29 protein-coding genes and 1 pseudogene are annotated in these 24,870 nt (G+C 66.7%); 5 read left to right on the top strand and 25 right to left on the bottom strand.

Annotated features, from left to right (window positions below):
* Positions 1-2: 2 nt before the first annotated feature.
* The 8 genes from ACFXP9_RS12425 to ACFXP9_RS12390 all read right to left on the bottom strand — a co-directional run bounded on the left by ACFXP9_RS12425 (position 3) and on the right by ACFXP9_RS12390 (position 6,436).
* The gene (locus ACFXP9_RS12425; protein WP_397205053.1) at positions 3-449 is read right to left on the bottom strand and encodes an NlpC/P60 family protein; all 447 of its coding nucleotides are present in this window, start codon (positions 447-449) and stop codon (positions 3-5) included.
* Positions 446-1,330, bottom strand: a complete 885-nt coding sequence (locus ACFXP9_RS12420; RefSeq protein ID WP_397205055.1) for a DUF2163 domain-containing protein — start codon at positions 1,328-1,330, stop codon at positions 446-448. Before ACFXP9_RS12420 ends, ACFXP9_RS12425 begins: the two co-directional genes overlap by 4 nt.
* Positions 1,327-1,953, bottom strand: a complete 627-nt coding sequence (locus tag ACFXP9_RS12415) for a phage distal tail protein, Rcc01695 family (RefSeq protein ID WP_397205057.1) — start codon at positions 1,951-1,953, stop codon at positions 1,327-1,329. Before ACFXP9_RS12415 ends, ACFXP9_RS12420 begins: the two co-directional genes overlap by 4 nt.
* Entirely contained in the window at positions 1,953-4,391 is a 2,439-nt protein-coding gene (locus ACFXP9_RS12410; protein WP_397205059.1) for a phage tail tape measure C-terminal domain-containing protein, read from the bottom strand. Before ACFXP9_RS12410 ends, ACFXP9_RS12415 begins: the two co-directional genes overlap by 1 nt.
* Positions 4,372-4,512 (bottom strand): DUF7697 family protein, encoded by a 141-nt coding sequence (locus ACFXP9_RS12405; RefSeq protein WP_397205061.1) that lies wholly within the window; start codon positions 4,510-4,512, stop codon positions 4,372-4,374. Before ACFXP9_RS12405 ends, ACFXP9_RS12410 begins: the two co-directional genes overlap by 20 nt.
* A 98-nt stretch (positions 4,513-4,610) precedes the next feature.
* A complete protein-coding gene (locus tag ACFXP9_RS12400; protein ID WP_397210253.1) occupies positions 4,611-5,048 on the bottom strand; it encodes a hypothetical protein in 438 nt (145 codons plus the stop codon).
* A gap of 2 nt (positions 5,049-5,050) precedes the next feature.
* A complete protein-coding gene (locus ACFXP9_RS12395) occupies positions 5,051-5,992 on the bottom strand; it encodes a phage tail tube protein (protein ID WP_397205065.1) in 942 nt (313 codons plus the stop codon).
* A gap of 24 nt (positions 5,993-6,016) precedes the next feature.
* The gene (locus ACFXP9_RS12390; protein ID WP_397205067.1) at positions 6,017-6,436 is read right to left on the bottom strand and encodes an acyl-CoA transferase; all 420 of its coding nucleotides are present in this window, start codon (positions 6,434-6,436) and stop codon (positions 6,017-6,019) included.
* A gap of 179 nt (positions 6,437-6,615) precedes the next feature.
* Between ACFXP9_RS12390 and ACFXP9_RS12385 the strand changes: the two genes are divergently transcribed.
* Entirely contained in the window at positions 6,616-7,509 is an 894-nt protein-coding gene (locus ACFXP9_RS12385) for an extracellular catalytic domain type 1 short-chain-length polyhydroxyalkanoate depolymerase (protein ID WP_397205069.1), read from the top strand.
* Positions 7,510-7,586: 77 nt separating this feature from the next.
* Here the strand turns inward: ACFXP9_RS12385 and ACFXP9_RS12380 are convergent, their stop codons facing one another.
* The 9 genes from ACFXP9_RS12380 to ACFXP9_RS12340 are packed head-to-tail and all read right to left on the bottom strand — an operon-like array spanning position 7,587 to position 15,834.
* Positions 7,587-8,219 carry a DUF6441 family protein gene (locus tag ACFXP9_RS12380; RefSeq protein WP_397205071.1) on the bottom strand — a complete coding sequence of 211 codons (633 nt, stop codon included), beginning with the start codon at positions 8,217-8,219 and terminating at the stop codon, positions 7,587-7,589.
* Positions 8,216-8,527 carry a head-tail joining protein gene (locus tag ACFXP9_RS12375; RefSeq protein ID WP_108502779.1) on the bottom strand — a complete coding sequence of 104 codons (312 nt, stop codon included), beginning with the start codon at positions 8,525-8,527 and terminating at the stop codon, positions 8,216-8,218. The genes ACFXP9_RS12380 and ACFXP9_RS12375 overlap by 4 nt, the downstream gene beginning before the upstream one ends.
* On the bottom strand, positions 8,527-8,862 hold the full coding sequence (locus tag ACFXP9_RS12370) for a DUF2190 family protein (RefSeq protein WP_397205073.1): 336 nt from the start codon (positions 8,860-8,862) through the stop codon (positions 8,527-8,529). Before ACFXP9_RS12370 ends, ACFXP9_RS12375 begins: the two co-directional genes overlap by 1 nt.
* A 15-nt stretch (positions 8,863-8,877) precedes the next feature.
* Entirely contained in the window at positions 8,878-9,450 is a 573-nt protein-coding gene (locus ACFXP9_RS12365) for an HNH endonuclease signature motif containing protein (protein ID WP_397205075.1), read from the bottom strand.
* 15 nt (positions 9,451-9,465) lie between these two features.
* Positions 9,466-11,517, bottom strand: coding sequence for a prohead protease/major capsid protein fusion protein (locus tag ACFXP9_RS12360; RefSeq protein WP_397205077.1), 2,052 nt, complete (start codon positions 11,515-11,517; stop codon positions 9,466-9,468).
* 5 nt (positions 11,518-11,522) lie between these two features.
* Entirely contained in the window at positions 11,523-13,076 is a 1,554-nt protein-coding gene (locus ACFXP9_RS12355; RefSeq protein ID WP_397205079.1) for a phage portal protein, read from the bottom strand.
* Positions 13,076-13,285: a phage head-tail joining protein gene (locus ACFXP9_RS12350; RefSeq protein ID WP_037207673.1), complete on the bottom strand. Its 210-nt coding sequence runs from the start codon at positions 13,283-13,285 to the stop codon at positions 13,076-13,078. The genes ACFXP9_RS12355 and ACFXP9_RS12350 overlap by 1 nt, the downstream gene beginning before the upstream one ends.
* Position 13,286: 1 nt before the next feature.
* A complete protein-coding gene (locus ACFXP9_RS12345; protein ID WP_397205081.1) occupies positions 13,287-15,290 on the bottom strand; it encodes a phage terminase large subunit family protein in 2,004 nt (667 codons plus the stop codon).
* Positions 15,238-15,834 (bottom strand): hypothetical protein, encoded by a 597-nt coding sequence (locus ACFXP9_RS12340; protein WP_397205083.1) that lies wholly within the window; start codon positions 15,832-15,834, stop codon positions 15,238-15,240. Before ACFXP9_RS12340 ends, ACFXP9_RS12345 begins: the two co-directional genes overlap by 53 nt.
* A gap of 111 nt (positions 15,835-15,945) precedes the next feature.
* Between ACFXP9_RS12340 and ACFXP9_RS12335 the strand changes: the two genes are divergently transcribed.
* The 3 genes from ACFXP9_RS12335 (at position 15,946) to ACFXP9_RS12325 (ending at position 17,497) form a co-directional block, all read left to right on the top strand.
* Complete coding sequence (locus ACFXP9_RS12335) at positions 15,946-16,170, top strand: hypothetical protein (RefSeq protein WP_085378164.1); 225 nt, start codon at positions 15,946-15,948, stop codon at positions 16,168-16,170.
* A 90-nt stretch (positions 16,171-16,260) separates the two neighbouring features.
* Positions 16,261-16,827 (top strand): DUF3489 domain-containing protein, encoded by a 567-nt coding sequence (locus ACFXP9_RS12330; RefSeq protein ID WP_397205085.1) that lies wholly within the window; start codon positions 16,261-16,263, stop codon positions 16,825-16,827.
* 115 nt (positions 16,828-16,942) lie between these two features.
* Positions 16,943-17,497, top strand: coding sequence for a hypothetical protein (locus ACFXP9_RS12325; protein ID WP_397205087.1), 555 nt, complete (start codon positions 16,943-16,945; stop codon positions 17,495-17,497).
* On the opposite strand, the gene ACFXP9_RS12320 is transcribed toward ACFXP9_RS12325, so the two are convergent.
* The 5 genes and pseudogenes from ACFXP9_RS12320 to ACFXP9_RS12300 all read right to left on the bottom strand — a co-directional run bounded on the left by ACFXP9_RS12320 (position 17,494) and on the right by ACFXP9_RS12300 (position 22,161).
* Positions 17,494-17,715: a DUF7220 family protein gene (locus tag ACFXP9_RS12320; protein WP_397205089.1), complete on the bottom strand. Its 222-nt coding sequence runs from the start codon at positions 17,713-17,715 to the stop codon at positions 17,494-17,496. The two genes, ACFXP9_RS12325 and ACFXP9_RS12320, sit on opposite strands and share 4 nt — an antisense overlap.
* Positions 17,712-18,194, bottom strand: coding sequence for a hypothetical protein (locus ACFXP9_RS12315; protein WP_397205806.1), 483 nt, complete (start codon positions 18,192-18,194; stop codon positions 17,712-17,714). Before ACFXP9_RS12315 ends, ACFXP9_RS12320 begins: the two co-directional genes overlap by 4 nt.
* A gap of 205 nt (positions 18,195-18,399) precedes the next feature.
* A pseudogene (locus tag ACFXP9_RS12310) lies at positions 18,400-18,906 on the bottom strand (DNA cytosine methyltransferase); the annotation flags it as partial.
* A gap of 1 nt (position 18,907) precedes the next feature.
* Complete coding sequence (locus tag ACFXP9_RS12305; protein ID WP_397205091.1) at positions 18,908-20,284, bottom strand: site-specific DNA-methyltransferase; 1,377 nt, start codon at positions 20,282-20,284, stop codon at positions 18,908-18,910.
* Between the two features lie 717 nt (positions 20,285-21,001).
* A protein-coding gene (locus ACFXP9_RS12300; RefSeq protein WP_397205093.1) for an IS3 family transposase occupies positions 21,002-22,161 on the bottom strand; the annotation gives its coding sequence in 2 pieces (ribosomal slippage) (positions 21,002-21,912 and positions 21,912-22,161; 1,161 coding nt in all).
* Between the two features lie 116 nt (positions 22,162-22,277).
* Here ACFXP9_RS12300 and ACFXP9_RS12295 point away from each other — a divergent pair.
* Entirely contained in the window at positions 22,278-23,396 is a 1,119-nt protein-coding gene (locus ACFXP9_RS12295; RefSeq protein WP_397205095.1) for a hypothetical protein, read from the top strand.
* Between the two features lie 56 nt (positions 23,397-23,452).
* Here the strand turns inward: ACFXP9_RS12295 and ACFXP9_RS12290 are convergent, their stop codons facing one another.
* From ACFXP9_RS12290 to ACFXP9_RS12280, 3 genes are read right to left on the bottom strand one after another with little or no spacing between them, the layout of a single operon-like run.
* Positions 23,453-23,887, bottom strand: coding sequence for a DUF6362 family protein (locus ACFXP9_RS12290; RefSeq protein ID WP_138579462.1), 435 nt, complete (start codon positions 23,885-23,887; stop codon positions 23,453-23,455).
* A complete protein-coding gene (locus ACFXP9_RS12285) occupies positions 23,880-24,074 on the bottom strand; it encodes a hypothetical protein (RefSeq protein ID WP_138579500.1) in 195 nt (64 codons plus the stop codon). The genes ACFXP9_RS12290 and ACFXP9_RS12285 overlap by 8 nt, the downstream gene beginning before the upstream one ends.
* Before the next feature lie 5 nt (positions 24,075-24,079).
* Entirely contained in the window at positions 24,080-24,616 is a 537-nt protein-coding gene (locus ACFXP9_RS12280) for a crossover junction endodeoxyribonuclease RuvC (RefSeq protein WP_459253778.1), read from the bottom strand.
* Positions 24,617-24,870 lie beyond the last annotated feature (254 nt).

Raw genomic sequence — 24,870 nt, 5'->3', positions numbered from 1 at the left:
TCTCAGTGTTGCGGAAACAGGAAAGCGAAGGCGATGCGCCGCCGCCAGGATGGGGTGAGCGGCTCCTCGACCACGCCGAGCCGCTCGTAGGCATGCAGAAAAGTGCCGGGCCCGGTGAGGATCCCGACATGTTTGGCGATGGCCCGGGGCTTCATCCGGAAGAGGAGCAGTGCTCCGGGACCGATTTCGGCGGGCAGCACCTCGATCATCATCCGGCGCGCGCCCTCGGCCAGCACCTCGCGCGGCCCCGTCTCGCCCCAGTCGCGGCTGTAGGGCGGTATCGGGAAAGGCTCGGGGCCGACGACCTCGCGCCAGACGCCCCGTGCCAGCCCGAGGCAATCGCAGCCGACGCCGCGCAGGCTGGCCTGGTCGTGGTACGGCGTGCCGAGCCAAGACCGCGCAATGGCGATGACGCGCGCGGGGTCAGCCAATGCGCGGGGTTGCGTCACAGCACGCCGCCCTCGTGGCCGCCATCCTTGGTGGCGTAGCGCAGCACGGCGTCCTGGCCGGGGATGTGCGGGAAACCCCGAAAGTTGGCGGTGTTGGCGAACTTCGCCCCGCAGGTCTCCATCCGCTTGTCGCAGCCCGCACGGATGGTGAACGCGTCGTCCTCCGCAATCGCGCGCACCGGCGCCTCGAGCAGGGTCAGGATTGCCACGCCGTCCGCGACGTCATGGCCCAGCACCTCGGTGCGCCGCCCTGTGTTTGCGCCGCTCGTCCAGTCCAGCGTGCCGAAAGTGAACCAGCCGGAGGCGAAGCCGCCGAGCCCGGAGGCGGTGAAGGCGCGGTCGCGCAACAGATCGATCACGGCGCCCGTGCCCTTGAAGGCCGGATCCTCGAGATCGACGCCGCAGCGCGCATCGCCGAGCGCGGCGTCACAGGTCGCCTGAAAAGTCCGCCCGACCGTCTGGCCCAGCACATGCGCGAGCGAGCGCACCTCGGCGACGAAAGCGAGCCGCCCGCGCCGGATCTGGCCGATGGCGCCCCGGCGCATGAGTACGCGCTGGCTCGTGTCGGCCCAGTTCACGCGCCAGACCTCGACCTCGGCGTTGTCCCAGCGGCCGTCGAGGATGTCGGTCTCGGTGACCCGGTCCGAGGTCAGCACGCCCTCGGCGTCCTGCGCATCGACCGAGAGGTCCGAGCCCGAGCGCACCTCGGAGGCGGTCAGACCGCTCTCGGGCTCGAAGTCGGTCCCCTCGAAGTTCAGCGTCCGGTCGTGATCGGTGAAGCCGAAGGTGACACCGTCCGCGCGGGCGATCCGCCAGCACCACGCGAGCGTGGTCGTGCCTTCGTCGAGATGGGCCTGCAGGGCGGGGTCGAGTGTTTTCATCGGCGCAGTTCCAGAAGCGGAATGGAGTTGATCGAGCCGAGCCGATCGAGGTCGAGCGTCACATCGAGCGCATCGGTGTCGAAGCGGACCGGCACGTCGAACTCGAAGCCTGCGGTGATGGCGACGCCAGCGTCCGGCGCGGTGCTGAAGGTGACGATGCCTGTCGCAGTGTCGACGGACCAGCCGGAGGGCTGCTCGACGCCCGACAGCGCGATGCGCACGCTGCCCGCTACCGGCTTGGCGATGGCGCGCGTCCAGGATTGCGCCCCGGATGCGTAGCGCTTCACCAGCTGGAAGGCGGTGGTCGCACCGTCGCCGGTGCCGATGACCTGATCGGTCGGGGACGGCGTGCCCGAGGGAAGGCAGGACTTGTGATCGCCCCAATCCTTGAACCGGAAGCCATGGAGGCGACCGTTGCGCGCCTCGAAGAAGGCGACGACCGCCGCCAGATCGTCGGCGCGGCGGATGCCGTAGGCGACGTCGTATCGGCGGCGCGAATTGGCCCAGCTGGCGTTGCGCTCCTCGTCGCCGGAGGCGAGCTCGACGATCTGGGTGCGCCGCTCCGGCCCGCCCCGCGCGCCCCGGCTGATGTTGTCGGGGAACCGAACCTCGTGAAACGCCATCACATGCCCCTCCGCCCGAGCGAGACCGCCCGGGCGATGTCCGCCGCGACCTGCGTGCGGGATTGCCGGAAGCTCTCGGCATCACGGGCCATGATGGTGACGTTGACCCCGCCGCCCGCGCCGTAGGCCTGCGCTTCCCGGCGCGACAGCACGCGCTCGCCCCGCTGCAGGATTGCGGGCACCTCGTCGTGGCGAAGTCCGGCCATGCCGCCGCCATGCATCCGCGGCGCGGCGGCGAAGGCTATGGCGGGCACCATGCGCGAGGGCCCGGCCGATCCGACCATGCCGCCCGCATGCAGGACGTTGGCGAAGATGCCGCCCGCCCCGGAGAACACGCCGGAGAGCGCGTTTGCGATCGGTCCGAGGATGAACCGCCGCGCCGCCAGCTGAGCGAGGTCGGCCAGCAGAGAGGTGACCAGATCGCGGAAGTTCAGCTTGCCGGACTTCACGAATTCGCCGACAGCGTTCTCCGCCGACTGGAAGGCGCCGACGAGGCTCTGGCCTATGTCGCCGCCGATCTCGCGCGCCTTGCTGGCGTAATCCGACAGCGCCGCCGTGACCGCCTGCCACCCGGTGACGGCGGCCTCGGTCGCGGGCTCCGCGGCAGCGGCAGCAGCTCCGGCCGCAGCACCCGCACCAGTCGCGGCACGTCCGGCATCGCCGAGCGCCGTCTCGAGCCGCTCGGCTGCTCCGGTAGCCTCGGTCAGTGCATCGGCACTGGCTTCGTCGGTGCCGCGCACGGCGTCGCGCAGCGCCCGCCAGCTTTCCAGTGGCGCACGCGCGCCTTCCGCAAGATCGCGCGCGGCCCCGCGATAGAGGTTCGCGGATTCGAGCGCCCGGTTCGCCGCTTCGGTCAGACCGAGATCGGGCGCGGTCAGCGGGTTGTCCTCGAATGCCCGATCAAAGGCTGCCTGTGCCGCTGTCGTGGCGGCAGTCGCCGCGCCCTCGAAGCGGTTCTCGATCTCGCCGAGGTCGAGGTCGGGCACCAGGGAGATGCGCCGCTCCGACCCGAGCGCTTCGAGCCCCTGGTTGATCCCGCCGATGAAGCCGTTGATGCGCGAGACCACGCCGTTCAGCATCGCCTCGACGCCGTCGACCAGGCTGTTGGCCGCCTGGAACGCCAGATCGCCGATGGCGGCGGGCAGCAGACCCCAGATCGCCTTGATCGCTTCGTAGGCGCCTTCGAACGTGTTCGCCGCCGTATTCCCGAAACCGACGACGCTCTCGATGGCGCTCTGCATGGCCGAGGCAGCATCGGCCTTCAGGTCGAGGAACATCGCGGTGACAGCGGCCCCAGCCGCCGCCGCGCCCATCCTGATCCGCTCCCAGACCTCGACCGCGAGGTCCTTCAGGAGCGACATCGCCTCGCCAAAGCCGCCCGCACCGGAGACGAGGCGGGTGAACTGGTAGACAAGCTCGCCCACGCCGACGATCAGCGCCCCGATACCGGTGCGGATCAGCGCACCGCGCAGGAGCACGAGCGCCGTGGCAAGCCCGCGCACGGAAAGCGCTGCGGCGACGAATCCCGCCACCCAGCGGCCCGCCATGAGGGCGACGAAGGTCGCGGCATAGGTGGCCAGCCGCCCGATGTTGCCGATCAGAGCGTCCAGTGCGCCGCGGAGCGCCCCGCCTTCGGAAGCAAGGCTGACGAAGGCGTTCGCCATCCACTCCACCGCCGGGGCGAGCGCCACGCCGATCCGGTTGCGGATGCCTTCGAAGACCTGAGAGACACCGACGAGGGCAATCTGGGTGCGCTGCAGCGCCTGGATGGCGCTGGCGTCCAGCACCGCGCCGAGGTCGTTGGCCTGGTTGCCGAGCCGTTCCATTTCGGCTCCGCCATTCCTGAGAAGCGGCAGCAGCCGGGTGGCGTCCGAGGCCATGGCCTCGAGATAGAAGGTCATCTCCTGCTGGCTGAGGCCTGCGCGCTCCAGCGTGTCCACATAGAGCTGCAGCGCCTCGGGTCCGGACAGACGCGCGAACTGATCGGCAGTGACGCCGACGCGGGGCGCGACCCGCTCGAAGAAATCGGCCATCGGGCCGCCGCCCGTGCTCAGGAAATCGCCGACGCGATCGTTCACGTCCTTCAGGATGTCGGCGAGCTTCTCCTGCTCGATGCCCACGGTGCGCGAGGCGCCCGCCCACCGCTGGAACGCCTCGGGGGCGGTGTTGGCCACCTGCGCAAACTGCTGGGTCTGGTTGGCCACCTGGATGGTGGCGCGGGTCATGGCGGCAAGCGCCGTGGTGACGCCCGCAGCCGCCGCGCTGAGCGCTACGCGGGCCCGGCGCGAGAAAGCCGCGAGCCGGGCGTTGGCCGCTTCCATCTCGCGGCTGAGACGGCCAAAGCCGCGTGACCCGGCCTCGCCGACACCTTCCAGTTCGGCGCGCACCTGCCGTCCGCCCACAGCCGCGAGGCGGACGCTAACCCGTTTTTCCGCCATGGGATTGATCCATTTGTTCGTTGAGCTTGGCGATCATCACCGCCTCGATGACGGGCAGCAGTTCGGCCATGGCGAGCGGCGAGACCCCGAGCGCGTCACCGAGCGCGAGCGCCGCCGACATGTCCCAGCCGATCACCGCGGCGGGCAGGACACGCAGCTGACCGCCGAGGCGGCCGACCAGGTCCCAGACCTGCCAACCCTCCGGAGTTTCAGGACGGTTCAGCCGCGCCGGGCAGTCCGGGCAGCTCGCTTCACAGGCGCTGCAGTAGCTTTCGCCCCCGCCGAAGGACCACTCGGCGAGAGCGCGGAGACGTTTTTTTCCTGCTCCAGCAGCAGGCCTTTGGAGACGTAGGTCAGCTGGAAGGCCTCGAAGATTGGCCAGACATTGAGCAGCGCGTCGATGGCATCGGGGCTCGGATCGATGGGCTTGCCTCCAGCATCGCCGATGCCCTCCCAGGCGAGCACGGCCCGCCGCGCGAGCGCCTTGGCGAAGGCGACGGCGCGCTCCTCGTCCGCTGCCTCTTCGGGCACCGTCTCGACAGCGGGATCGCTGCGCGTCGCCACCATCAGGGCGGTGGTCAGCGGGCGCAGCTGCACGCGGACGCCGGTTGCTAGGTCATGCCAGCGTGGCGCGTTCGTCAGGTCGAGCGTGAGCATCGTCAATACACCTCAATGTCGTTGATCAGGGTTGCGGTGCACATCCGCCCGACCACGCTGTCGCGGGCGGCCTGCCAGTCGAACGTCGCCTGCACACCCTGCGGCCCGGAGATCTCGATGCGCGGGCGCGGCAGGTAGACGGCGTGCACGGTGAAGGTGAAGCTCTCGCCGGACGGCAGGACGTAGGCGAACTCCATCTCGCAGGACTCGCCATTGATGGCCTGCGTCACAAGCATCTGGTCGGCGAAGCGCACCTCGATCCGGCCGGTCAGCGCCGCGATAGACGGGTCCGCCCCGTCGATGCGCCCGTCCGAGCGGATCGTCTCGATCCGGTCGAGGTTATTGGCATAGGTGATCTCGGCCGAGACCACATTGCCGAGCGCGGACCCGTTGCGCGTGATCGCCCCGTTGAAGTGGCCGAAGCGCTTCAGTTCCAGCGCGGCGGGCGTTCCGGCGCTGGTCGTGGTCCCGACCGTCTCGCCCTGCGCGACCAGCCGCGCCGTCGCGGTCAGCAGGCCGGAGCGCTGCATCTGCCAGGTGATCTGATCGAGCACGCAGCCGGAATACATGGCGTAGCGCGGGATCTCCGGCATGCCGGTCTCGATCGACATGCTGGGCAGCGTCCAGAACCCGGACTGGAACTCGTGGGTGTACGGCGCTTCCACGCCCGTCGTCGTCGGCGTGCCGAAGGCCGCCTTCAGCCAGAAGCCGAAGGCTTCGGCGTCGAGCGGCACCACGACGTCGCCGTCGGCCGTGACCGCATCCTTGATCGGCGCCAGCGGATCGCGGCCGTAGCCCAGCAACTCCGAGTTCAGCAGCGGCTGCTCGGCGCCGAGCGAGGTGCTGGCGAAAGGCATGCGGGTAAAGCCTCCCACGGGCGGCGTTCCATAGGTCGTCTCGAACGCAAGCGCCATCAGCGCCCGCGCCCCTTGGGCTCGTGCCATGGTGTTCTCCTAGGGTTGTCGGGGTCAGGCCAGCGGGTCGGCCGTGGAATAGTGCAGCACCAACGGGATCACGGCGGCCTTCAGGCTCCCCGCGCCCTCGACCGGCAGATCGACGGGCCGCGGCGCTTCCGCCTCGACCCAGTCGCAAAGTCCGCCCAGCGTGCGGTCGGCGGTGAGCGCTGCGCCGATGCTGGCGGTCAGCGTGTCGAAGGCGGCTTCTCGGCCGGCGCCTTGCACGACTGCCTCGATCTCGGCACGGTGCTGGTAGTGATAGCGCAGCGGCGACAATGTCACCTCCGGCTCCCCCGGTTCGCCGTCGCGGAGGATCAGCAGGCCCTCGGCCGGCACGCGCTCGGGCAGCACGTCGCCGCGCAGGGCGGTCGCAGGCAGCGCCGAAAGCCGCGCGTACAGCGCGGCGAGGATGGTTTCGCGAGGGGTGGGCATTCGCTGATCCAAAGTGCGCTAGCGTTTGCCCTTAGCCGGACATAACGCAGATTTTCCTCACCCCAACAAAAGGCGAAGGGCAGTTTTTGACCGCTAGATTCAATTCACGAAAGGAACCTTCTTCGCTTCGGTGCGTAGACTTTATCCGGAACAAATAGTCGATTAGCACATGAGGTCATATGAAACTGTCTTCACGCCTGAAGTCGATGGACAGCTTCGGAACCGACCCCGGCTCGCTAAGTGCCGACGTCTATGTTCCGGAAAAGTTTACAAAGAACGGCGCTCTTGTCGTTGTGCTGCATGGCAGCACACAATCAGCGGAGAGCTATGATCTCGGATCAGGTTGGTCTGAGCTCGCTGACGAGCGGAGATTTGCGCTGCTGTTTCCGGGACAAAGGCAGAGCAACAACATCCTCGGCAGCTTCAACTGGTTCGAGTCAGGCGACATTCACCGCGGCAAGGGTGAAGCACTTTCGATCCGTCACATGATCAAGCAGGTCGTTGATGATCACCTCGTTGATCCGGCGCGCGTCTTCATCACCGGGATGTCGTCGGGCGGGGCCATGACATCCGTGATGCTGGCGACCTATCCCGAAGTGTTTGCGGGCGGCGCGATTATAGCTGGTCTGGCTTACGGCAGCGCAGACAGCCTGATGCAGGCGATTGTCCGCATGAAGGGGTATGGCAGTCCGTCAGATCGAAAACTCAACGCGCTTGTGCGCGATGCCTCGAAATTCGCCGGGCCTTGGCCGACGATCTCGGTCTGGCACGGCGCCCTTGATCGGACGGTCGATAGTTCCAATGCCGACGCAATCGTCCGGCAGTGGCAAAAAATCCACAATGTCGAGGGACCGCCCACCCGCGTGGAGAAAGTCGATGGCGTCCCGCGGTGGGTCTGGTGCGACACTGACGAAAGAGTGGTGATCGAGGAGTACATAATCGAGAACATGGGCCACGGTACGCCGATCAGCAGTGAGGGTGACGAAGGCCTCGGTGAAGAGGGCAAGTACATGTTGGAGGTCGGTATTTCCTCGACCCGCCGGATCGCGGATTTCTGGGGCCTGACGGAGTAACGCACCACCGGTCCGGTTGAGCGACATCCAAGGCAGGCGTCTCCAGATGTCATGTGGAAAGGACTGCAACGACGGCCTCACGATAATCGACCTTCAACCCAATTCGTCACGATCAACCCCGGCACACCGTCCGCCGCTCGCTCGGCATCCCGCGCGAGGTCCAGCCGCTTCGGCAGCTTGACCTGCGGCACCAGCAGGAAGATCGGCGCGGTGATTCTGCCGCGACCAGTCTTCGAGCGCGATACGACCGCTTGGCCCTTAGTGTTCAGCCGTCCCTCGGCGACCAGCAGGCTTGGCCCTGTGCGGCGATAGACGAAGCGCAGGCGCAGCCCGCGTCGCCGCTCCCACTCGCCGGGCGTGATCCGGCCGCCGCGCAGGGACTTGCCCGCCGCAGGCAGCGGGATCGCCAGCCAGAACCCGTCTTTGGAGCGGATCAGCGGCCCGGTGTCATGGGCACCGACGATCACCGGGGCCTTGGACCAGACCAAAGCTGCGGCGTCGAGGCTTTCGCCCGACCTTGGGAAGTTCTGGCTGCGGATCGAGTTGGCCAGCCGTGTGCCGAGCCCCGCACCGGTGATCTGCAGCCGCCACGCCGTCTTCAGCCCGGTCCCCGCTTCGCGCATCGCGGCGGTCACCGCGCGTTCGCCGGCCGCGACCTCGGCCGCCATCATCGCGACGATGTCGGGATCGATGTCGAGCTTCAGTTTCATGCCGGGCGCAGATCAACGGTCCAGACCAGGCGCTCACGGTCGCGAACCGGCTCTCCCTGGATGAGGAATGCGTCCCCGTCGATCTCGATCCTGTCGCCGGGACGCGGTGTCGGCACCTCAGCCACGCGCAGGTCAATGCGGGTGGTCTCGGACCAGAGCCGCGCGTCGCCGAAATCGCTGATCGCATCGGCACGCCGGGCGACGACGCGCACCAGGACGGGCGCGCCGCCGTCGGCGATGTAGACCGCGTCCCGGCCGATGTTCGGATCGGCGAAGAGCGCGCCAACCGCGGCGGCGAAGGCGCTCATCAGAACGTCGCGTTCAGGCGCACCCGACCGATGGTGTCGCCCGCGCCGCTCGCCACCGCCTCGACGGCCACGCCGATGAGAGTGTTGTCGGTCGCCACCGTGGTGCAGCGCTTGTTGGTGTCGTCCCAATAGACCCTGGCGCCGACGGTCCAGGCCTGGGAGCCGACCTTGGTGATGTCGAAGACGCCGACGAGCGCGGTCTCGACCGTCTCGCCGAGAGCGGCCGCGCCTGCGGCGATGCCGAAGATGGAGCCAACGAGCAGGCCATCGCCGGAGGCGACGGCATAGGGCGCGGTCAGGGTGATGGTGTTGCCTGGCTGGACGAAGTTTTTCATGGGGAGGATCCTTTCTCAGGTGCGCTGGTTGGTCAGGTGCTTTCGGATGCGGCCTGTTTTCAGGGCCGCGACATGCGAGACGGTGACGCCGAAAGCCCCGGCGACCTCGCGACGGGAGAACCCCACATCGAGGCAATCGAGCATCCGGGTGCATTGGCGATCGGTCATGCGCGAGAGATGCGAGCGGTCGCCGCAGGGCATCGTGCCGTGGATGCGCTTGTGCTCGATGTTCTCGCGCTGCGTTACATAGGCGAGGTTGTCGACCCGATTGTTAGCCTTGTCGCCGTCGAGATGAGCGACGACCAGTCCTTCCGGTCGCGGTCCCAGAAACGCGGCCGCGACCAGAATGTGCAGGGCGATCCGCTGACGGTTGCCTTCGCCGTCGCGGACCAGCGTGTGGTGCAGATATCCGTCGGGGTCACACCATGGCTTGCGCAGCGTCCACTCGTGGCGATCCAGCCAGGCAGAGCGTGCACCGTGCGGGATCCTGCCCTTGCGATGCGCGCTCCAGACCCGACCGACCCGGTCGATGTGGTATCCGGGGAACCCGGGGATCGGCACCGCGCCATGCCGATCATCGATCGTCATTGCGGCCATCCGATCCTATGCTCCAGGATTTTTGTAGAGACCGCGCCAGTCGATCGCCTTGGCACCGAAGTCGAGGCGGCACTTGATCTCGACCCCGTCGACGTCGAAGCCGTTGCGGGTCTCGATGTAGGCGCCCTGCTGACCCTCGAGATAGGCGTACTCGATGGTGTCGATCTGGTTCGGGCTGGCCGCCAGATACCAGGCGGTCTCGCTGGCGGCGTCGAGCCGGGGCTCGCTGATCGGCGCGAGGGTGCGGATCGACTGCGGCACCACGCTGGACGTCGCGGCGGGCACCAGGTTCTGGGCCACCAGCTGCTCGGCCTTCAGCTCCAGCGAAGCGGGCACGATCAGGAAGGCCGGACGGACGTTCAGCACCGTCTTCTTGTCGAGACCCGTCTGCTTGGCCATCGCGGCGCGCGCCGCACCGACGCTGCCGACATCGAGCGCCGCGCCGGTGCCTGCGAGGTTCTTGTGCGTGGTGTGGAACAGCGCGTTGCCGTCGGCCATCGCCGGGTTGGCGGTGATGATGCCCCAGACCACGTCCGACTCCAGCTGGGCGATGGAGTTGCCGTACATCGCCGGGATGCGGGTGAAGGCGTCGAGGTCGTCGTTGATCAGCGTCTGACGGGTGATGGCGACCACCCGGCCATAGGTCTTGACCTTGTAGCTCTCCTTGCTCTCGCCGAGCGTGCCGCGCTTGAATTCGCCGCTCTCGCCGACCTCGAGCAGCTGCGGCGCTTCGCCGAGCTGGACCCGGTGCATGGCCTTGAAGTCGGTCGCCAGCACCTGGCGGCAGAACAGCATGAAGGTGCGGGGATAGGCCTCGTAGGCCTGCCGGAGGGTCTTGTTGGTGACCGCCGAGAGGATCTCGGGGAAGTCCGAGGTCGAGTGCAGCGCGCGGGTCGCCACCTCGTCGCGCGACAGCCCCCGCGTGTTGACCCCGGCATTGCCGAGGCTTTCGCGGGCGAGCTCCAGCAGGGTCATGCCGCGATACTGCCGGGCGGCGTCCTCCAGCTGGAACAGCGTCGGGCTGTATCGGTGCAGCAGCGCATTCGCCACCGCGTCGCGGCGGGTGATGCGCTCGTCCCGGCCGCCGAGAGTGACGGAGACATTGCCGAAGGTCCGGGTCTCGTCGGACTTGGCGGCGACCTGATCGAGGATCAGGCGGCGGGACTCGTCGACGCTGACGCCGCGCTTGACCAGGTCCTCTGCGAAGCCGCGCTCGAGGTTCAGCCGCCCGGCCAGATCGTAGATGGTGGAGACGCGGTCGCGCTCCGCCTCGCGGGCGCGCGTCGCGACCGCTTCCGTGTCGGGCGCGGGAGTGGCCTGCGTCTTTGGCTGGCTGCGCGTCTCGCTGGCGGCGACCTTCGGGTCGGGCGCAGCCGGTTTCGGCTCGGTCATGGGGGTGTCCTCGGTTTCGACCGGCTCGGTCGGCTGGGTGGCGGGAATTGCGGCGTCGCTCGCCGGGGTCTCGGTCTTGTCCGTCATCGGGGATGCTCCTTGCGGTGTGGGGGCGTCCCGGCGGTGGAGGACGCAGTCGTGATGGGGGTGCTGGGCGCGGAAGCCTGCGGCAGGGTCGGCGCCGACCGCGACGGCGGAGACCTCAAACGGCGTCCAGTCCACTGCCCGCCAAAGCTCGCGCGCGGCCTCGGGTTTCGAGACCTCGAAGCGGTGGACCTGGTAACCGATGGAGACCGCGCGGATGTGCCCGGCCTGGATGTCGCGCCAGATCGGCTCGACATCGGCGCGTTCGCTGATCCGCACCAAGGCGATGCCGCGGCCGTTCTCGATCCGGGCGGAACCGGGGACGACGGAGCCGATCACCGCGTCGAGCGTGTCGAGCTCGTGCACCTTGAGGAACGGCGCGCCCGCGTTCAGACGGTCGAGCCGGACATGGGCCGGGTCGAGGCTGAGCTCCTCGTCGTAGGGCTCGCCGAAGAAGGTCGCGCGGCGGACGCGGGCGCCTGCCGACCAGACCACCTCGACGGTGCGGCTGTCGGCGTTGGCCGTGTTCCGCGCAAGCTCCGCCGACCGGCGCATGGCCGGCAGTTCGATCATCGTGTCCATGAAGGTCAGTCCTGTTGGTCGGCCTGCGCCGGGTCGGTTTCCGCGTTGGCGGAGGGGTCATCGGCCGGTTCGTCTGCATCCGGATCGGTGGCCGGATCGTTGGTCTGCGCGCTGCCGGTCTTGGTGACGCGGCGCGGGTCGCTGTCGAGCACCAGCCCCAGCGCGTCGAGCTTGGCGTTGGTCGCGGCGATCTCGGCCAGCACCGCATCGGGATTGCGGCCCTGCTTCGCGATCACCTCGGCCAGCGTCATGGTGCCGGAGCGGATCGACAGCAGGTTGGCCATCGCGTCCTTCTGCGGATCGACCGCCTCGAACTTCGGCGGCGACCATTCGACCGGCACGATCGGCGACGGGATCTGGCCCGCCGCCCATGCGGCTTCGGTGAACCAACGCCACACCGGCGCGCAGAACATCGGGATGAACAACTGCCACTGCACGGCGTCGATCTGGCGGCGGAACTCCACGAGACCCGCGCGGATCGAGGAATAGTTCACCTGGGACAGGTCCCCGGTCAGCAGCTCGTAGGGCACCCGGAACCCGGCCGAGATCGTGTGCAGGCTCGCCCGCTTGTATTCGCCGTAGCCGCCGGTGGCCGAGGGCTGGTTGAAGCGGATATCCTTGCCGCCGCGGGCATAGGCGATCAGCCCCGGCTCGAACTGCTCCACGCGGTTGCCATCGGCATCGACCACCGAGGGCGCGATGCCCTGCTGCGCCTCGTCGTCGCCGAAGACGATGGCGGTCACGCAGGCCTCGGTCTTCTTGCGGACCAGCTCGGCCACCTCGTAATCGTCGAGATCGCGCAGTGACCGAATGACCGGCGCGCCCCAGGGAACGCCCCGCGCCTGCGTGCGCTGCTTCTCGTAGATATGGGCGATCTCGGTCGCCGGGACCGGGCGGCTCTGCAGACCGTTCTGCAAGGCCCCGTAGGCGTCGCCGGGATGCTCGGCATGGAGCCAGTAGGCCCGGCGCTTGCCGACCGGGTCGAACTCTATCCCCTGCACGAGGCGTCCCGAGCCGACGGCGCCGGATTTCGTGGCGTCGAGGAAGTCTGCCTCCAGCACCTGCAGCTGCAGCGGTACCGGCAGCCCGTCCGAGGATCGCCGCAGGCGGCGGCGCACCAGCACCTCGCCCGCCTCGACCATCTCGCGGCAGATCAGCGTCTGCAGGCCGTAGAAGTCGAGCTGGCCGTCGGCGTCGCACTCCGCCGTCCAGCGTTCAAACAGCGCGTCGACCTTCCGGTCGAGCGTGTCGTCGCCGCTGGCGGCACGCGGCATGATGCCCGCGCCGATGATGTTGTTGACCAGCACTGCGACGGCCTTGGCCGCATGCGGGTTGTTGCGCACCAGATCGCGCATCCGGTCGCGCAGCAGCGCACCGGCCACGCCGATCTCGGTGTCGGCCGAGGATCCCGGCGCGCGCCAGCCCTCGGTGCGCCGCCCGCGCGCCGCGCCGTCATAGCCCCGCGTCAGGGTCTCGAACGCCTGACGCGCCATCACGCGGCGCGCGGCCATCCGCGGCGCCACGGTTGCGATGGCGTGGTCGAACCAGTTCGCCGACATCACCGGTCCCCGCGCGAGAAGCCAGCCAGTCCGGCGATCGGCAGCGGCCGGGTGGTGCCCGCGATGGCGCGCTCGATGGTGCGGATGCGGGCCAGCAGATCCTCGGCCGAGCCGTAGTCGACGGACTTGCCGTCATAGCTCACCCGGGTCGTGCCGCTGGCATAGGCGCGGCGCAGCGCCGAGAGCTCGGTTTCCGTCCAGTCGGTCATGTCAAAACCATCCTCCACGCCGCCCGAGCCAGTCGGAGCGGCGTTTGCCCTGTGGGGCCTGTCCCGGCCGGTTGATCTGCCCGGCGGGATCGGTGTCGGTGGGGGCCGCCCCGAGCTGATCCTCGAGGTCGCGCCATTTCGCGTCGGGCCAGCGGTCCGCGCCCGCGATCCAGGCGGCGGCGCGGGCATAGACCCGGCAATCCAGCGCCTCGTTGCGCTCGCGCAGCTTCTGCCATTCCAGCCGGGCGAAGCCGCGCTTCGTGCGCACCGTCACCAGCTGCTCTGCCACGAACTGCTTCAGCCACTCATTCTCGACCCAATGCGGCAGATGCACCGAGCCAGGCGGGAACGCGGCACCCTCGGCCATTTCCTCTTCGGTCGGCCGCGCCAGCCGCAGGAAGCGGTAGGTCTCGGCCTTGAAGGTCGACACCGCCACGGTCCAGAGCCGCGCGCCGCGACGAAGGCGTTTCCCGCCCTCGGTCGCGTCGACGAAGGTCGGCCCCGATACCGGGCTCGAGCGGTTGAACCCCTCGACGCCCTTGACCGGCGATACCTGCCCAAACCCCTGTGCGCGCGACCAGGAATAGACCGCCGGGGCCTCGTAGCCGGTGTCGATGGCGAGCCGCGCGATCCTGAGATGCGCGCCGCGTGCATGCGGCCAGCTTCGATCCAGCAGCGCCGTCAGCTCGGACCATGCGTCGTGCCGGTCGGGCCCGCCCTCGATCACGACGTGATCGACGAGCCAGGACTCAAGTCCGCGCCCCCAGGCCCAGACATCGACCTCGATACGGTCTTTCTGCACGTCGGCCCCGGCGGTCAGGAACAGCCCGCCCGCGGGCACCATGCCGGACGTCCAGCGCTCGCGCCGGTCGTAGAGCCGCTGCCAGTCGGGGGCTTCGCCGGTCTCGACCCAGGTATCACCGAGGATCGTGTTTCGGAACGCCTTGATCGCCTCGTCCGACCCCTGAGCCGCGTCCCATGCCCGCACGATCCGCTCCCAGCTCAGCCAGCCGATCGGCGAATAAAGTGCCGAGAGGTGATACCCGACCGTGGTCGGATCGGCGGCGGTGGCGGTCGCCCGCCATTCGCCGCCCTCCAGCATCGCCGTCTTGTGGTGTTCCGCGATTGCCGCGTCGCAGCCCTCGCAGTGGTATTCCGCCGTCTCCGGGCGGCCCTTCTGCCAGCGCAGGCGGTCGAACTTCAGCCACTGCATCGCCCCGCAATGCGGACAGGGCCCGAAGAACCGGCGCTGGTCACTCGCCTCGTATTCGCGCTCGATCCGGCTCAGCCCACGGATCGTCGGCGTCGAGACCAGCAGCACCTTGCGCCGATGCGCGAAGGTCAGCGACCGCGCTTCGGCCAGCGTGACCGGATCGCCTTCCTCGTCGGCGGACGCGGGATACGCGTCGACCTCGTCGAGGAAGATGTAGCGCGCCGGTGTGGACCGCAGCCCGACCGCCGAGTTCGCCCCGGTCATGATCAGGATGCCGCCCGCGAACTCCTTCGACAGCATGGTGTTGCCCGCGTCGCGTGACCGGGCCGGTTTGACCCGCTCCCGCAGCTCCGGGCTCTCGTCGATCAGCGGGTCGATCCGCTGCCGCGAGTTACGCTTGGCCAGTTCCACCGTCGGCTGGACCGCCAACATCGGGCCCGGCGCCTGGTGGATCGCGAACCCGATCCAGTTGTTGCCCGCCTCGGTCGCGCCCACCTGCGCGGCCTTCATGAACACGATCCGCTGCGTGGGATCGCCGGGCGACAGCCGGTCCATGATCTCGCGCATGTAGGGTGTGCGCACAGTGCGATACCGCCCGGGCTCGGCCGAGGCGCGGCCCGAGAGCATCCGGTGCCGGTCCGCCCATTCCGAGACGGTCAGGTCCGGATCGGGCCGCAGCCCGCTGCCCCAGGCGCGCAGGATCTCGCCCGCGCCGTCGAAGTCCGTCAGGCCATCATCATCACCGGAAGTCGGGCCGGACCTCGGCGAGTTCGTCGAGGTGGGCGCGTACATGTTTCTCCAGGACCTTCTGCATCGCGGCTGGCTCCACGGTGATCTGCTTGCCCGTCGCGTCGCTGGATGCCGCCGAGAGCTCGGCCGCCATCAGAGCCGCCGCGCGCGCGGGCCAGTTCACCCACGTGTCCCGTTCCTCCCGCGCCAGGCGGAACACCAGCGCCAGCGCGCGGGCCCGCTCGATCAACTCCCCCTTCAGCTTCTGCAGACGGATGCGTCGTTCCTGCGCCTTCAGCACCTCGTTCGCGGTCTTGGCCTGCAGGAAGGTCGTGCCGCCGCCGACCGCCGGCACCGCCAGACCCTGTTCGCGCAGCGTGTCGCCGACGGCCGCCACCGCCGCCTCGGGGACGGGCTTCAGCTTCGGCGCGGGCGGCTTCCTCGTCTTCGACGGGTCCGTCGTCTCCGCGCGCCGGGCGTCGCTCGCGGCCGCGTTGATGCTGCCGTCGGGATAGAGGACCAGCCGCTCGGCCGTCTTCGCCTTCTGGATCGCACCCCGCGATAGCCCGACATGGGCGGCGTACTGGCGCTCGCTCATGCCCTGCATCGACAGCTCCGATTATCATTCCAAATCATGTGCTTACCGAGTTGATAAGCGTCGCCGACAGAGGGAACGTGTCTCCAGAAGGACGATGCAACTCACCACGGAGCCACCACGATGACCCGCCGCGCGACCGACAACACGAAAGCCCTCGACGCCTTCATCGCCGCGAAGACGGAGATCGACGCGATGCTGGAGCGGCTCGCCGCCCTCAGCGCCGACCACTTCGAGACCAGCCCCGACGAGATCAACTGGGGCCATGTCGGCACCCTGAACCACTACCGCGCCAAGCTGCGCGAGATCACCGACATGGCCTTCAGCGAAGGCGAACACGCCGAGTGAGACGACCTGCTCCCGGTCCCGCCCGCCGACTGGCGGGCTCGACCTCGTAGAAGGGCCCGCATCCCGCGCGCCCCGATACGGGAGACGACGATGAACAAGCTTTCCGACACCCAAGCCCTGATCCTGAGCGCCGCCGCCCAGCGGCCCGAGCGCACTGCCCTGCCGCTGCCCGAGAGCTTGCGCGGCGGGGCCGCCGCCAAGGTGGTCGGCGCGCTGCTCGCCAAGGGTTTCCTGCAGGAGGTCGACACCGACATGCGCAAGGGCGAGCCCATGTGGCGCGAAACCGGCGACGGCCACGGCACCACGCTGGTCGCCACTGACGCAGGCCTCGCCGCCATCGGCATCGAGACTAAGGATGCGAACCCCGCGCCTGCGGGCGCGACGGACGCGCCGACCGAGGAGCCCGTGCCGGACACTCCCACGGAACCGAAGGCCGCACCCAAGACGCGCACGTCGCGCGAGGGCACCAAGCAAGCCACCCTGATCGCCATGCTGCGCGCGCCGGATGGCGCGACCATCGAGGAGATCATGGCCGCGACGGGCTGGCAGTCGCACACGGTGCGCGGCGCGATGGCCGGGGCGCTGAAGAAAAAACTCGGGCTCGAGGTGACCTCGGAGAAGGTCGAGGATCGGGGGCGGGTCTACCGCATCGCTTGATTGGACGCAGCTTCGCGGAAGCACGAGACGTCAAGGGGTATGAATCATACCTCTTGACGAATCCTATCGTTGGCCTGCAAGATGGATGCATCAACCCTCTTGAATGGTGGCGCGCATGGTAGACTCGATCACGGTTAGACTGGATCCCAATCTGGCATCCCGTCTCGGCGAATTCTTGACTCAGAACCCTAGTCTATCGGCTGCATCCGTTGCCGCTCGTGCCTTGGACGAATTTCTGCCGAAGGCTCCCAAGGTCGTATCGACGAAACCCTCCAAGCCGGGTGGCGGACAGGACGAGTTCACCGGCCGCGAGGGGTATGAGTTTGGCATCTCAGCTGGCCGGGCACTTGCGAGCAAAATCGGCGACCTCGTCAGCCCTGTGGCAACAGAACTCAAACTACCTGACGGTCGGCGAGCTACGCTGCGCACCGCGAAGGGACGCAACACCCAATGGGGATGTCTCAACACTCTTCTCGAGCGGATCGATGTCGTTCTCTGTGCTTTCACCCCGGACGGAACGAACTTCGATGTCTGGGAAATTGACGCCAAGGTCTGGGCTCGCGAGGCCCGAAACGCATCTCCCGGGCACAAGCTGCACAACAAGCTGACGTTGCTGGGCAAGTCGGGCGTTGAGAAGTTCGGAAAGCCCTTCGGCAGCTACTCCATCTAGTCGCCCCGCATCCGGATCGCCTCGAACAGACGCCGCAGGACGTAGGACCGCGCGATGCTCACCACGGTGAACACCGCACCCATCTTCAGGTTCTGCGCCAGCGTCGTGTGCAAGCCGAAGATCGGGAAGATCAGGATCTGTGTGACCACGGCGACGCCGTAGCCGACGATCACGTTGGCGACGGCTTCGACCAGCGACATGAGGCGCGACTGTTTCATGCCTCCACCTCATCCATCGGCCAGCAATTCAGCCGCCAGAGTTCGCAGCGCATGCGCCGCAACCAGGGGGACCACGCCGTTGCCACAGAGGCGAAGCCGGTCCACCCGGTGGGCCAGCCCATCAGCGCCTCGACGAACAGCGGGTTCAAGGTTCGGCGCACGTCGGAGGTATTCGGCCCAGCCGTCGGTGTCACCAGGACCTGGCGGCCAAGCAGCCCGTTCACCGGCGTGTTCGCAAGGCTCGTGGCCCCATCCTTGTGATCCCGCGCTGTCGGCGTCATCCACAATCCCGCCGCATGGGTCAGATCGGCCGTCTTGCGGTTGCCCGCGCTCGGCTTGCAGCCGTCGTTCGCCATCGGCGTCGGCCAGTCCCGCGCCATGCGGTCCAGACCCTTCTCGTCTCGTCGTTCGCCGCCCCGGCTGCGGAAACTGTCGGTCTGCGGCGTCGGCCACATCGCGGCCGTGGTCGCAAGGTTCATCCCGTGCTGGCCCGCCTCCTGAGACGGCGTCGGCTTCGTCTGCCGGTTCTCGTTGGCGCTGGCCCTCGGTGTCGGCCAGAGCCGCAGCAGCTCCGTTCGGTTCCCGCCACTCGAGCGGGTGCCGGAGCAGGCGCGCGGGGTCGGCCAGGTCGTCCCCCTCGCGGATGGCCAGGATGAAGAGTCGCTCTCGCTTGTGGGGCGCGCCGACTTCCGCCGCCGTGAAGAGGCCTGCCGCAAGGCGGTAGCCCATGCGGACCAGTCCTGCGGCGACTTCGGGGAAGCCGAGGCGGAGATGATGGGCGACATTCTCGAGGAACACGAAGGGCGGCTCGACCTCGCCGATGATGCGGGCGACGTGCGGCCAGAGGTGGCGCGGGTCGTCCGCGCCCCGGCGCTTGCCAGCGACCGAGAACGGCTGGCACGGATAGCCCGCAGTGACGATGTCCACCGCGCCGCGCCACGGGCGGCCGTCGAAACTGGCAACATCGTCCCAGACAACAGCCTGATCCAGGGACGCGTCTTCCATCCGCGCCACGAGAGTGGCTGCGGCGTAGGTTTCCCGTTCGACATGGCCCACAGCACGATAGCCGGGGAAGGCGATGGCGAGCCCGAGGTCGAGACCGCCCGCGCCGGAGCAGAGGGAGAGGCCGAAGAGGCATACGTCTCTGGCTCCGGAAGCGTCTCCGGAGGAAGGTAAAGCCAGGTCATGCATGTCACGCGGCGGTCTTGCGCTTTCGCGCGGGTTCGGGGGCGGCGTCCGTTGCCGCGGCATCGGTTGGGGCGTCGGCATCGTCGCCCAGCCGCTCGGTCCTCACCTGCGCGAAGGTCCGACCGTCGCCGTCGAGGATCGCGTCGCGGCCGGTCTCTGCCTGCCAGCGTTCCACGGCGACGTCGACATAGGCCGGGCTGATTTCCATCGCGAAGACGCGGCGGCCATTGGCCTCGCCCGCCATGATCTGCGACCCTGAACCCGAAAACGGCTCGTAGCAGAGACCGCCTCGGGCAACATGTTGGCGCATCGGGATCCCGAACGCGTCGAGCGGTTTCGGCGTCGGATGGTCGGGGCGGTCGTCCCTGGCGAAGGACGGCAATTCCCATGTCGATGGCAGCGTCTGCTCGGCCACCTTCGGCGGCCGGTTCGGGCGGCGCCAGCCCATGAAACAGGGTTCGTGCTTCCAGAGGTAGTGCGATCGGGTCAGGACGCCGCGATCTTTCACCCAGATGATCTGCTGGTGGACGAAAGCTCCTGCCTTCTCCCAGCACGCTTCCAGCATCGCCTGGCGGCGGGAGGCGTGCCAGCAGTACCAGGCGGCGTCCTCGGCGATGGCCTCGGCCACGGCCGCCGCGATGAACCCGTCGTAGAGTTCCGCCCCCTGCGAACTGTCGTCCCAGGTCGTGCCATAAGACGCGGACCAATCCTTGTTCCGGGTCGGATGGTTCGAGCCATCGTAGTCCACCAGATACGGTGGGTCGGTCGCGAACAGGATCGCCCGCTCGCCACTCATCAGGCGACGCACATCGGCAGCGCTGGTGCTGTCACCGCAGAGCAGGCGGTTGTCGCCGAGGATCCAGAGATCGCCCGTCCGCGACGCCGGATTGCGCGGTGGTTCGGGGATGGTCACCGGCGGCACGGAGCCCCCGGCGCCACCTTCTTCACCGTCCCCCTCCGGCACGAAGGCCAGCAGCTTGTCCAGTTCACCATCGGAAAATCCGACCAGCGACAAGTCGAAATCCTCGGCCAGCAGATCGTTCAGTTCCGCCGACAGCAGCGCCTCGTCCCAGGTGCCGAGCTCGGTCAGCTTGTTGTCGGCGATCCGATACGCCCGGCGCTGCGCCTCGGTCAGGTGCCCGAGCACGATCACCGGCGCTTCGGTCAGCCCGAGCTGCGTTGCGGCCAGCACGCGGCCATGGCCTGCGATCAGTTCTCCGTCTTCGGCGACCAGGCACGGAACCGTCCAGCCGAACTCGGCCATGCTGGCAGCGATCTTCGCGACCTGGTCCGCGCCATGCGCCTTCGCGTTCTTCGCGTAGGGCTGGAGGCGCGACAGCGGCCACGTCTCTATCGCGTCCGGGGCGAAGCTCAGCGTCATGGTGGGCAGGGTTCCTCGGTCGGGTGGATGCCGGTGGCTTGCGGATTCCGGATGCCGGGCTGGACTCCACACGGGGGTCCAGCGGCCACCAGCGATGTCCGGTCGAAAGGTCAGCGTTCATTGGTGTTTGCGCGGGGCGCGCGAGGCTCCGGCTTCCGGGTGGCTTCCCAAAAATCCGGCCCTGTCGCTGGCGATGTCCCGCGCTTCGCCCGCCAGCATACGAATATGGCCAGGAAGGAACCAAGATATCAAAGGCTTGGCAGTTCGGGCCCTGACTGGTCCCCTCGCTGGACCCCGGAAGCCGGCTACGCGGCCAGTGCCTGCGCGCTCCTCTCCCGAGTATGCCCTCATTGATAGCCTCGGAACGGCTGATTGTCTTGGCGTTCAGTGTCTCACATGAAAGTGTCTCGACCGCGAAGCGACCCTTGACCGGTCAACTTGGCCATTTCGCCCCGCAGCATTTCGAACCTTGCCGTTTCCTTGTAGTGCCTCGAGTTCCGCAATAGACATAGCGTGCTGACGCAGGCTGGAACAAAGGTTGTCAAGCGCGTATCCGCCCAACAAGACCGCAGGGCAAATACAGCCGAAAAATAGTGTGAACGAGCCAAACATGATTGTCCGAACTTCTTTTCGATGCACCACCTGCGGTCAAAACCATACCGTTCGGATCGGTCTTGGTCATGAGACCTATTGACCTGCCCCCCACGGGTCCCTCATTCATAACGAGAGTCTGCTGGTTGGATTTTGGTATTCGGGCGCCTCGTCGGACGCAAGCGCGCTGTGCGCGGAGCCCTCAAATTGCTCAAGCGCTCGGCGCGCTTGTTGCGGGGTCTGGTTGCCCAGCGAGGAGTGCGGTCTGACCGCGTTGTAGTCGTAGCGCCACAGGGCCAGCTTCCGCCGCGCATCGTCCAGGCTGTCAAAGAGCTCCTCGTTCAACAGCTCGTCTCGCAGGCTGCCGTTGAAGCTTTCGACGAAAGCATTCTGCTGGGGCTTGCCCGGATCGATGTAGTGCCATGGCACCTCGTTCTCGTCGGCCCATTTCAGGATCGCCCGGCTGGTGAACTCGGTCCCGTTGTCACTGACAATGCAACCGGGCTTGCCGTAGATCCGGATCAGCGCGCTGAGCTCACGGGCAACCCGTGCGCCGGACAGGCTGGTGTCCGCTACGAGGCACAAACATTCCCGGGTGCAATCATCGATCACGGCCAGGATCCGGAACTTCCGCGAGGCGCCGAAGCTGTCAGACACGAAGTCCAAGGACCAGCGCGCGTTGGGCCACGCGGCAACCGGCATCGGCGTCCGTGTACCGCGTGCCCGCTTCCGGCCGCGTCGTCGCTTCACCGACAGACCTTCCTCGCGGTAGATGCGATAGAGCTTCTTGTGATTCATGCTCATGCCCTTGCGTTCCAGCAGCACGCCGATCCGGCGATAGCCGAACCGACGCCGCTTGCCGGCAATCTCCTGCATCTCCTTGCGGATGCCAGCACAGTCCGGCGGACGTTCTCGCCGGACTGTCTTGGGATCGACACCGACCAGCCGACAGGCCCGGCGCTGCGAGATGTCATGATCTCGCATCACCCGGAGCGCCGCGTCTCGCCGCTTGATCAATGTCGTCAGCTCTTTCCCAGAAGGTCCTTTAGGACGACGTTGTCCAGCATGGTGTCTGCCAACAGGCGCTTGAGTTTGGCATTCTCCTCCTCAAGCGCCTTCAGCCTGGCCGCCTCGGACACTTCCAGGCCGCCATACTTTGACTTCAGCTTGTAGAACGTCGCGCTGCTCAGGCCGTGCCTGCGGCACACCTCCGCAGTCGGCATTCCCGCCTCTTGCTCCTTGATCATCCCGATTATCTGCGCCTCGGTGAAACGGCTCTTTCGCATTCGTCTGCTCCTTCAGAGTTGGCGCAGACTCTACATTAAGGCGAGGGATTTCGCGGGGGGCAGGTCACTATCAAACGCACACATTTCATTGCTCCGGATGCGGAGAGGAATTAACAGTGGGTATGCGTGTAGTCAGGCCCGAAGGAAGCCCCATCCCTCATTTTGTTGGGGAGCCAGTTGAAAACGTGGAACTTTCAGAGGAAGAAGCTGCTTCACCTGTTGTGAACGTCGATGCAAACTTCCTTGTACCCTTGGAAGAAAGGCATAGGGACGTCTCATTCCCTCGCATTACGCAAATGCAAGAAATGATGAAAGTGGCTGAGGAGCATGGTTCACTAGTTGCTTTCAAGGACTTCCCCGATAAATGGCAGAACTCTCGCCCTTACCGGTCCGCAGATTTCTCTGGTGAGTGGCAACTTCTAAAGAAGGCTTGGAACCTGCATAGAAACGGCCACAGGAAACTTAGCGAAAGAAAGATCGCCGAAGGATCTGCGGAATTTTATGCCAACGACCCGCTCAACAACTTGAACGACTGGCTTTGGCGCTTCTGTCTATTTTTCAGTCAGCCCGCATTTGAAGACCCATTTCGCAAGGCGTTCAAAATCGTGCAGGACAATCGAGATAAGCCGGAGCTCAAGACCTTTTTCAAAGAGTACGAAGAAAACTTGGCACCTAATCGTGCGGAGCTGTATCTTTCAATTATTCGAGAGTTCTTTGTCGCATACGACGACTTCTCCCAAGTCATTTTCCGCGTCAAGAAAGGTCTTGATGTTGATGCCGCATCTACAGTGACCTCGGCTCAATTCGGCAAGACAAAGATGTTCTATGGAAACGCGTTCGAAACCTTCTCATCATTGGTTGATATTTTAGCCTACCTTAACAACGTGGCCTCTGGACGTCCTTTTGACCAATTTCAGTCTTTGACCCGGAAGAAGTACCTTGAACTCGATAAATCAAGTAGGTTTGGCCCCTTTGATGGAACGCCTGCGCTCGCGAATCTTTGTTCGGAGAGAGACAACCAGATTAGGAATGCGTCCCATCATGCCTCCATCAAGCTGATCACGCCAGAAAACAAGATTGTTTACCGCTCCGGGAAGGGCGGGTCCGGCCCGGAGCAGGAATTGGGCTACGCCGCATATCTCGCGAAGTGCTCGACACTCTTTCTGCAAATAATCAACCTACTCCGATTCGAGATCATGCTCTGTGAGGTTCATCAGAAGAAATTTCCGGCGTGACGGGGAGCCCACAACGAGTCTTGGCGAGGCGGCAATAAAACGATTTGATGCCGAAATTATTGCCTCGACTGTGTGACGCCGCGAGTTACGAACTCCATCGATCGCTTCTTTGGCACCTGCTTGCCGTTCAACCGCCACACGATAACCGCGATGCCGTATTGCCATCGCCGGTTAGCGGTTGCACGGCTGATGCCGAGTTGCCAGCAAATCGGCTTCCACGGCGTGCGGTTGGCACGCAGCCAAACGATCCGGGCGTCGTCGACCTCGAGCCAGCGCAACCACAGCAGCGCCTCTTCCGCCTGCGTGATGTCGCGGGGGCCGGGCCGAGGCTTGCGCATTCGGGGTTCCTGGCCGACCTGATCGGCGAAGCTGTGGAAATACTCGGGCCACGCATTGAAGAAGCCCTGCGGCTTCACCTCCGGCAACGACCGAAACACATCGGCGGCCGCGTCGAGCCGGTCCTCAACCCGTGTCGTCGTCCAGTCAGCCATGGCGCGCCTCCTCTTCCCGCTTGCCGTAGAGCCGTTCGCCGAGTTGGCGGACGAGTTCCCGTTCCGGCCAGGTCAGCCGGCCGTCGTCGAGGGCGACGGCCAGGAGACCCTGTTCGCGCCAGCTGTCGCGCTTGACCTCGTCGGGACCGCGACGCTGGCCGCCATAGCCCTTCGGCGTGAACCGCATGCCGTTCATTGCGCACCTCCGCAGGTCTCGATGGCCCAGAGCAGGATCGCGATGGCATCGGCTTCGTTGTCGTCGGCGGGCGAGAACCCGCGCGCACGGGCTGCAGCAATCATCGCCTCCTTCGGGGCGTTGCCCTTGCCGGTGGCATGGCGCTTGATCGTTCCAACCGGGACGCCCTCGTAGGGAATGCCGCGCAACTCCGCCCATGCGGTCAGTGTGGCCATCAGCCCGCCGTGGACGTGGGCCGCATCGGTGGCCGCGTGGCGACGGACCTCCTCGAACCAGATGGCAGCGATGGGACCGGACAGCCGGTCGATCTCCGCCAGCCAATTGGTGAAGCGGAGATAACGCATGCCACCGCCGTCGAAGCGACCTGGGCGGAAGGACGCCGTGCCCGAGGTGATCAGCCCATCGGCGGAGCGCAACGCCCAGCCCGTCATGGTGCCGAGATCGAGCGCAAGCATCACCCGACTGGAATGGAGAACGGGCGGCATGTCAGGAACCGCTGCATGACCGGTGGTGGCGGGTGTCAGGTCAGCCATGGGTGATCTCCTCTTCTGGTTGGCTGCTCGATTGGAAGGACGACGGCGACGTGGTGCCTGACGGTGTCGGGTCGTCGTCGTCGGATCTTGGGGTGGTCAGGATTGGGCACCTGCAGGAACACCCGGCGCCGTATCGGGGGCCACACCCCTCGGGTGGCCCCCATACGAAGTATGGGGCTTGCTCTTCTTCCTCATCCGGGACCGGCAAGTGTCTGTTTCCATGGTGTTTTCTCCTGATTTTGATGACAGAGGGC

Source organism: Paracoccus jiaweipingae (genome assembly GCF_044335505.1).
Lineage (GTDB): Bacteria > Pseudomonadota > Alphaproteobacteria > Rhodobacterales > Rhodobacteraceae > Paracoccus.
This window is presented reverse-complemented; position numbering and strand designations above follow the sequence as displayed.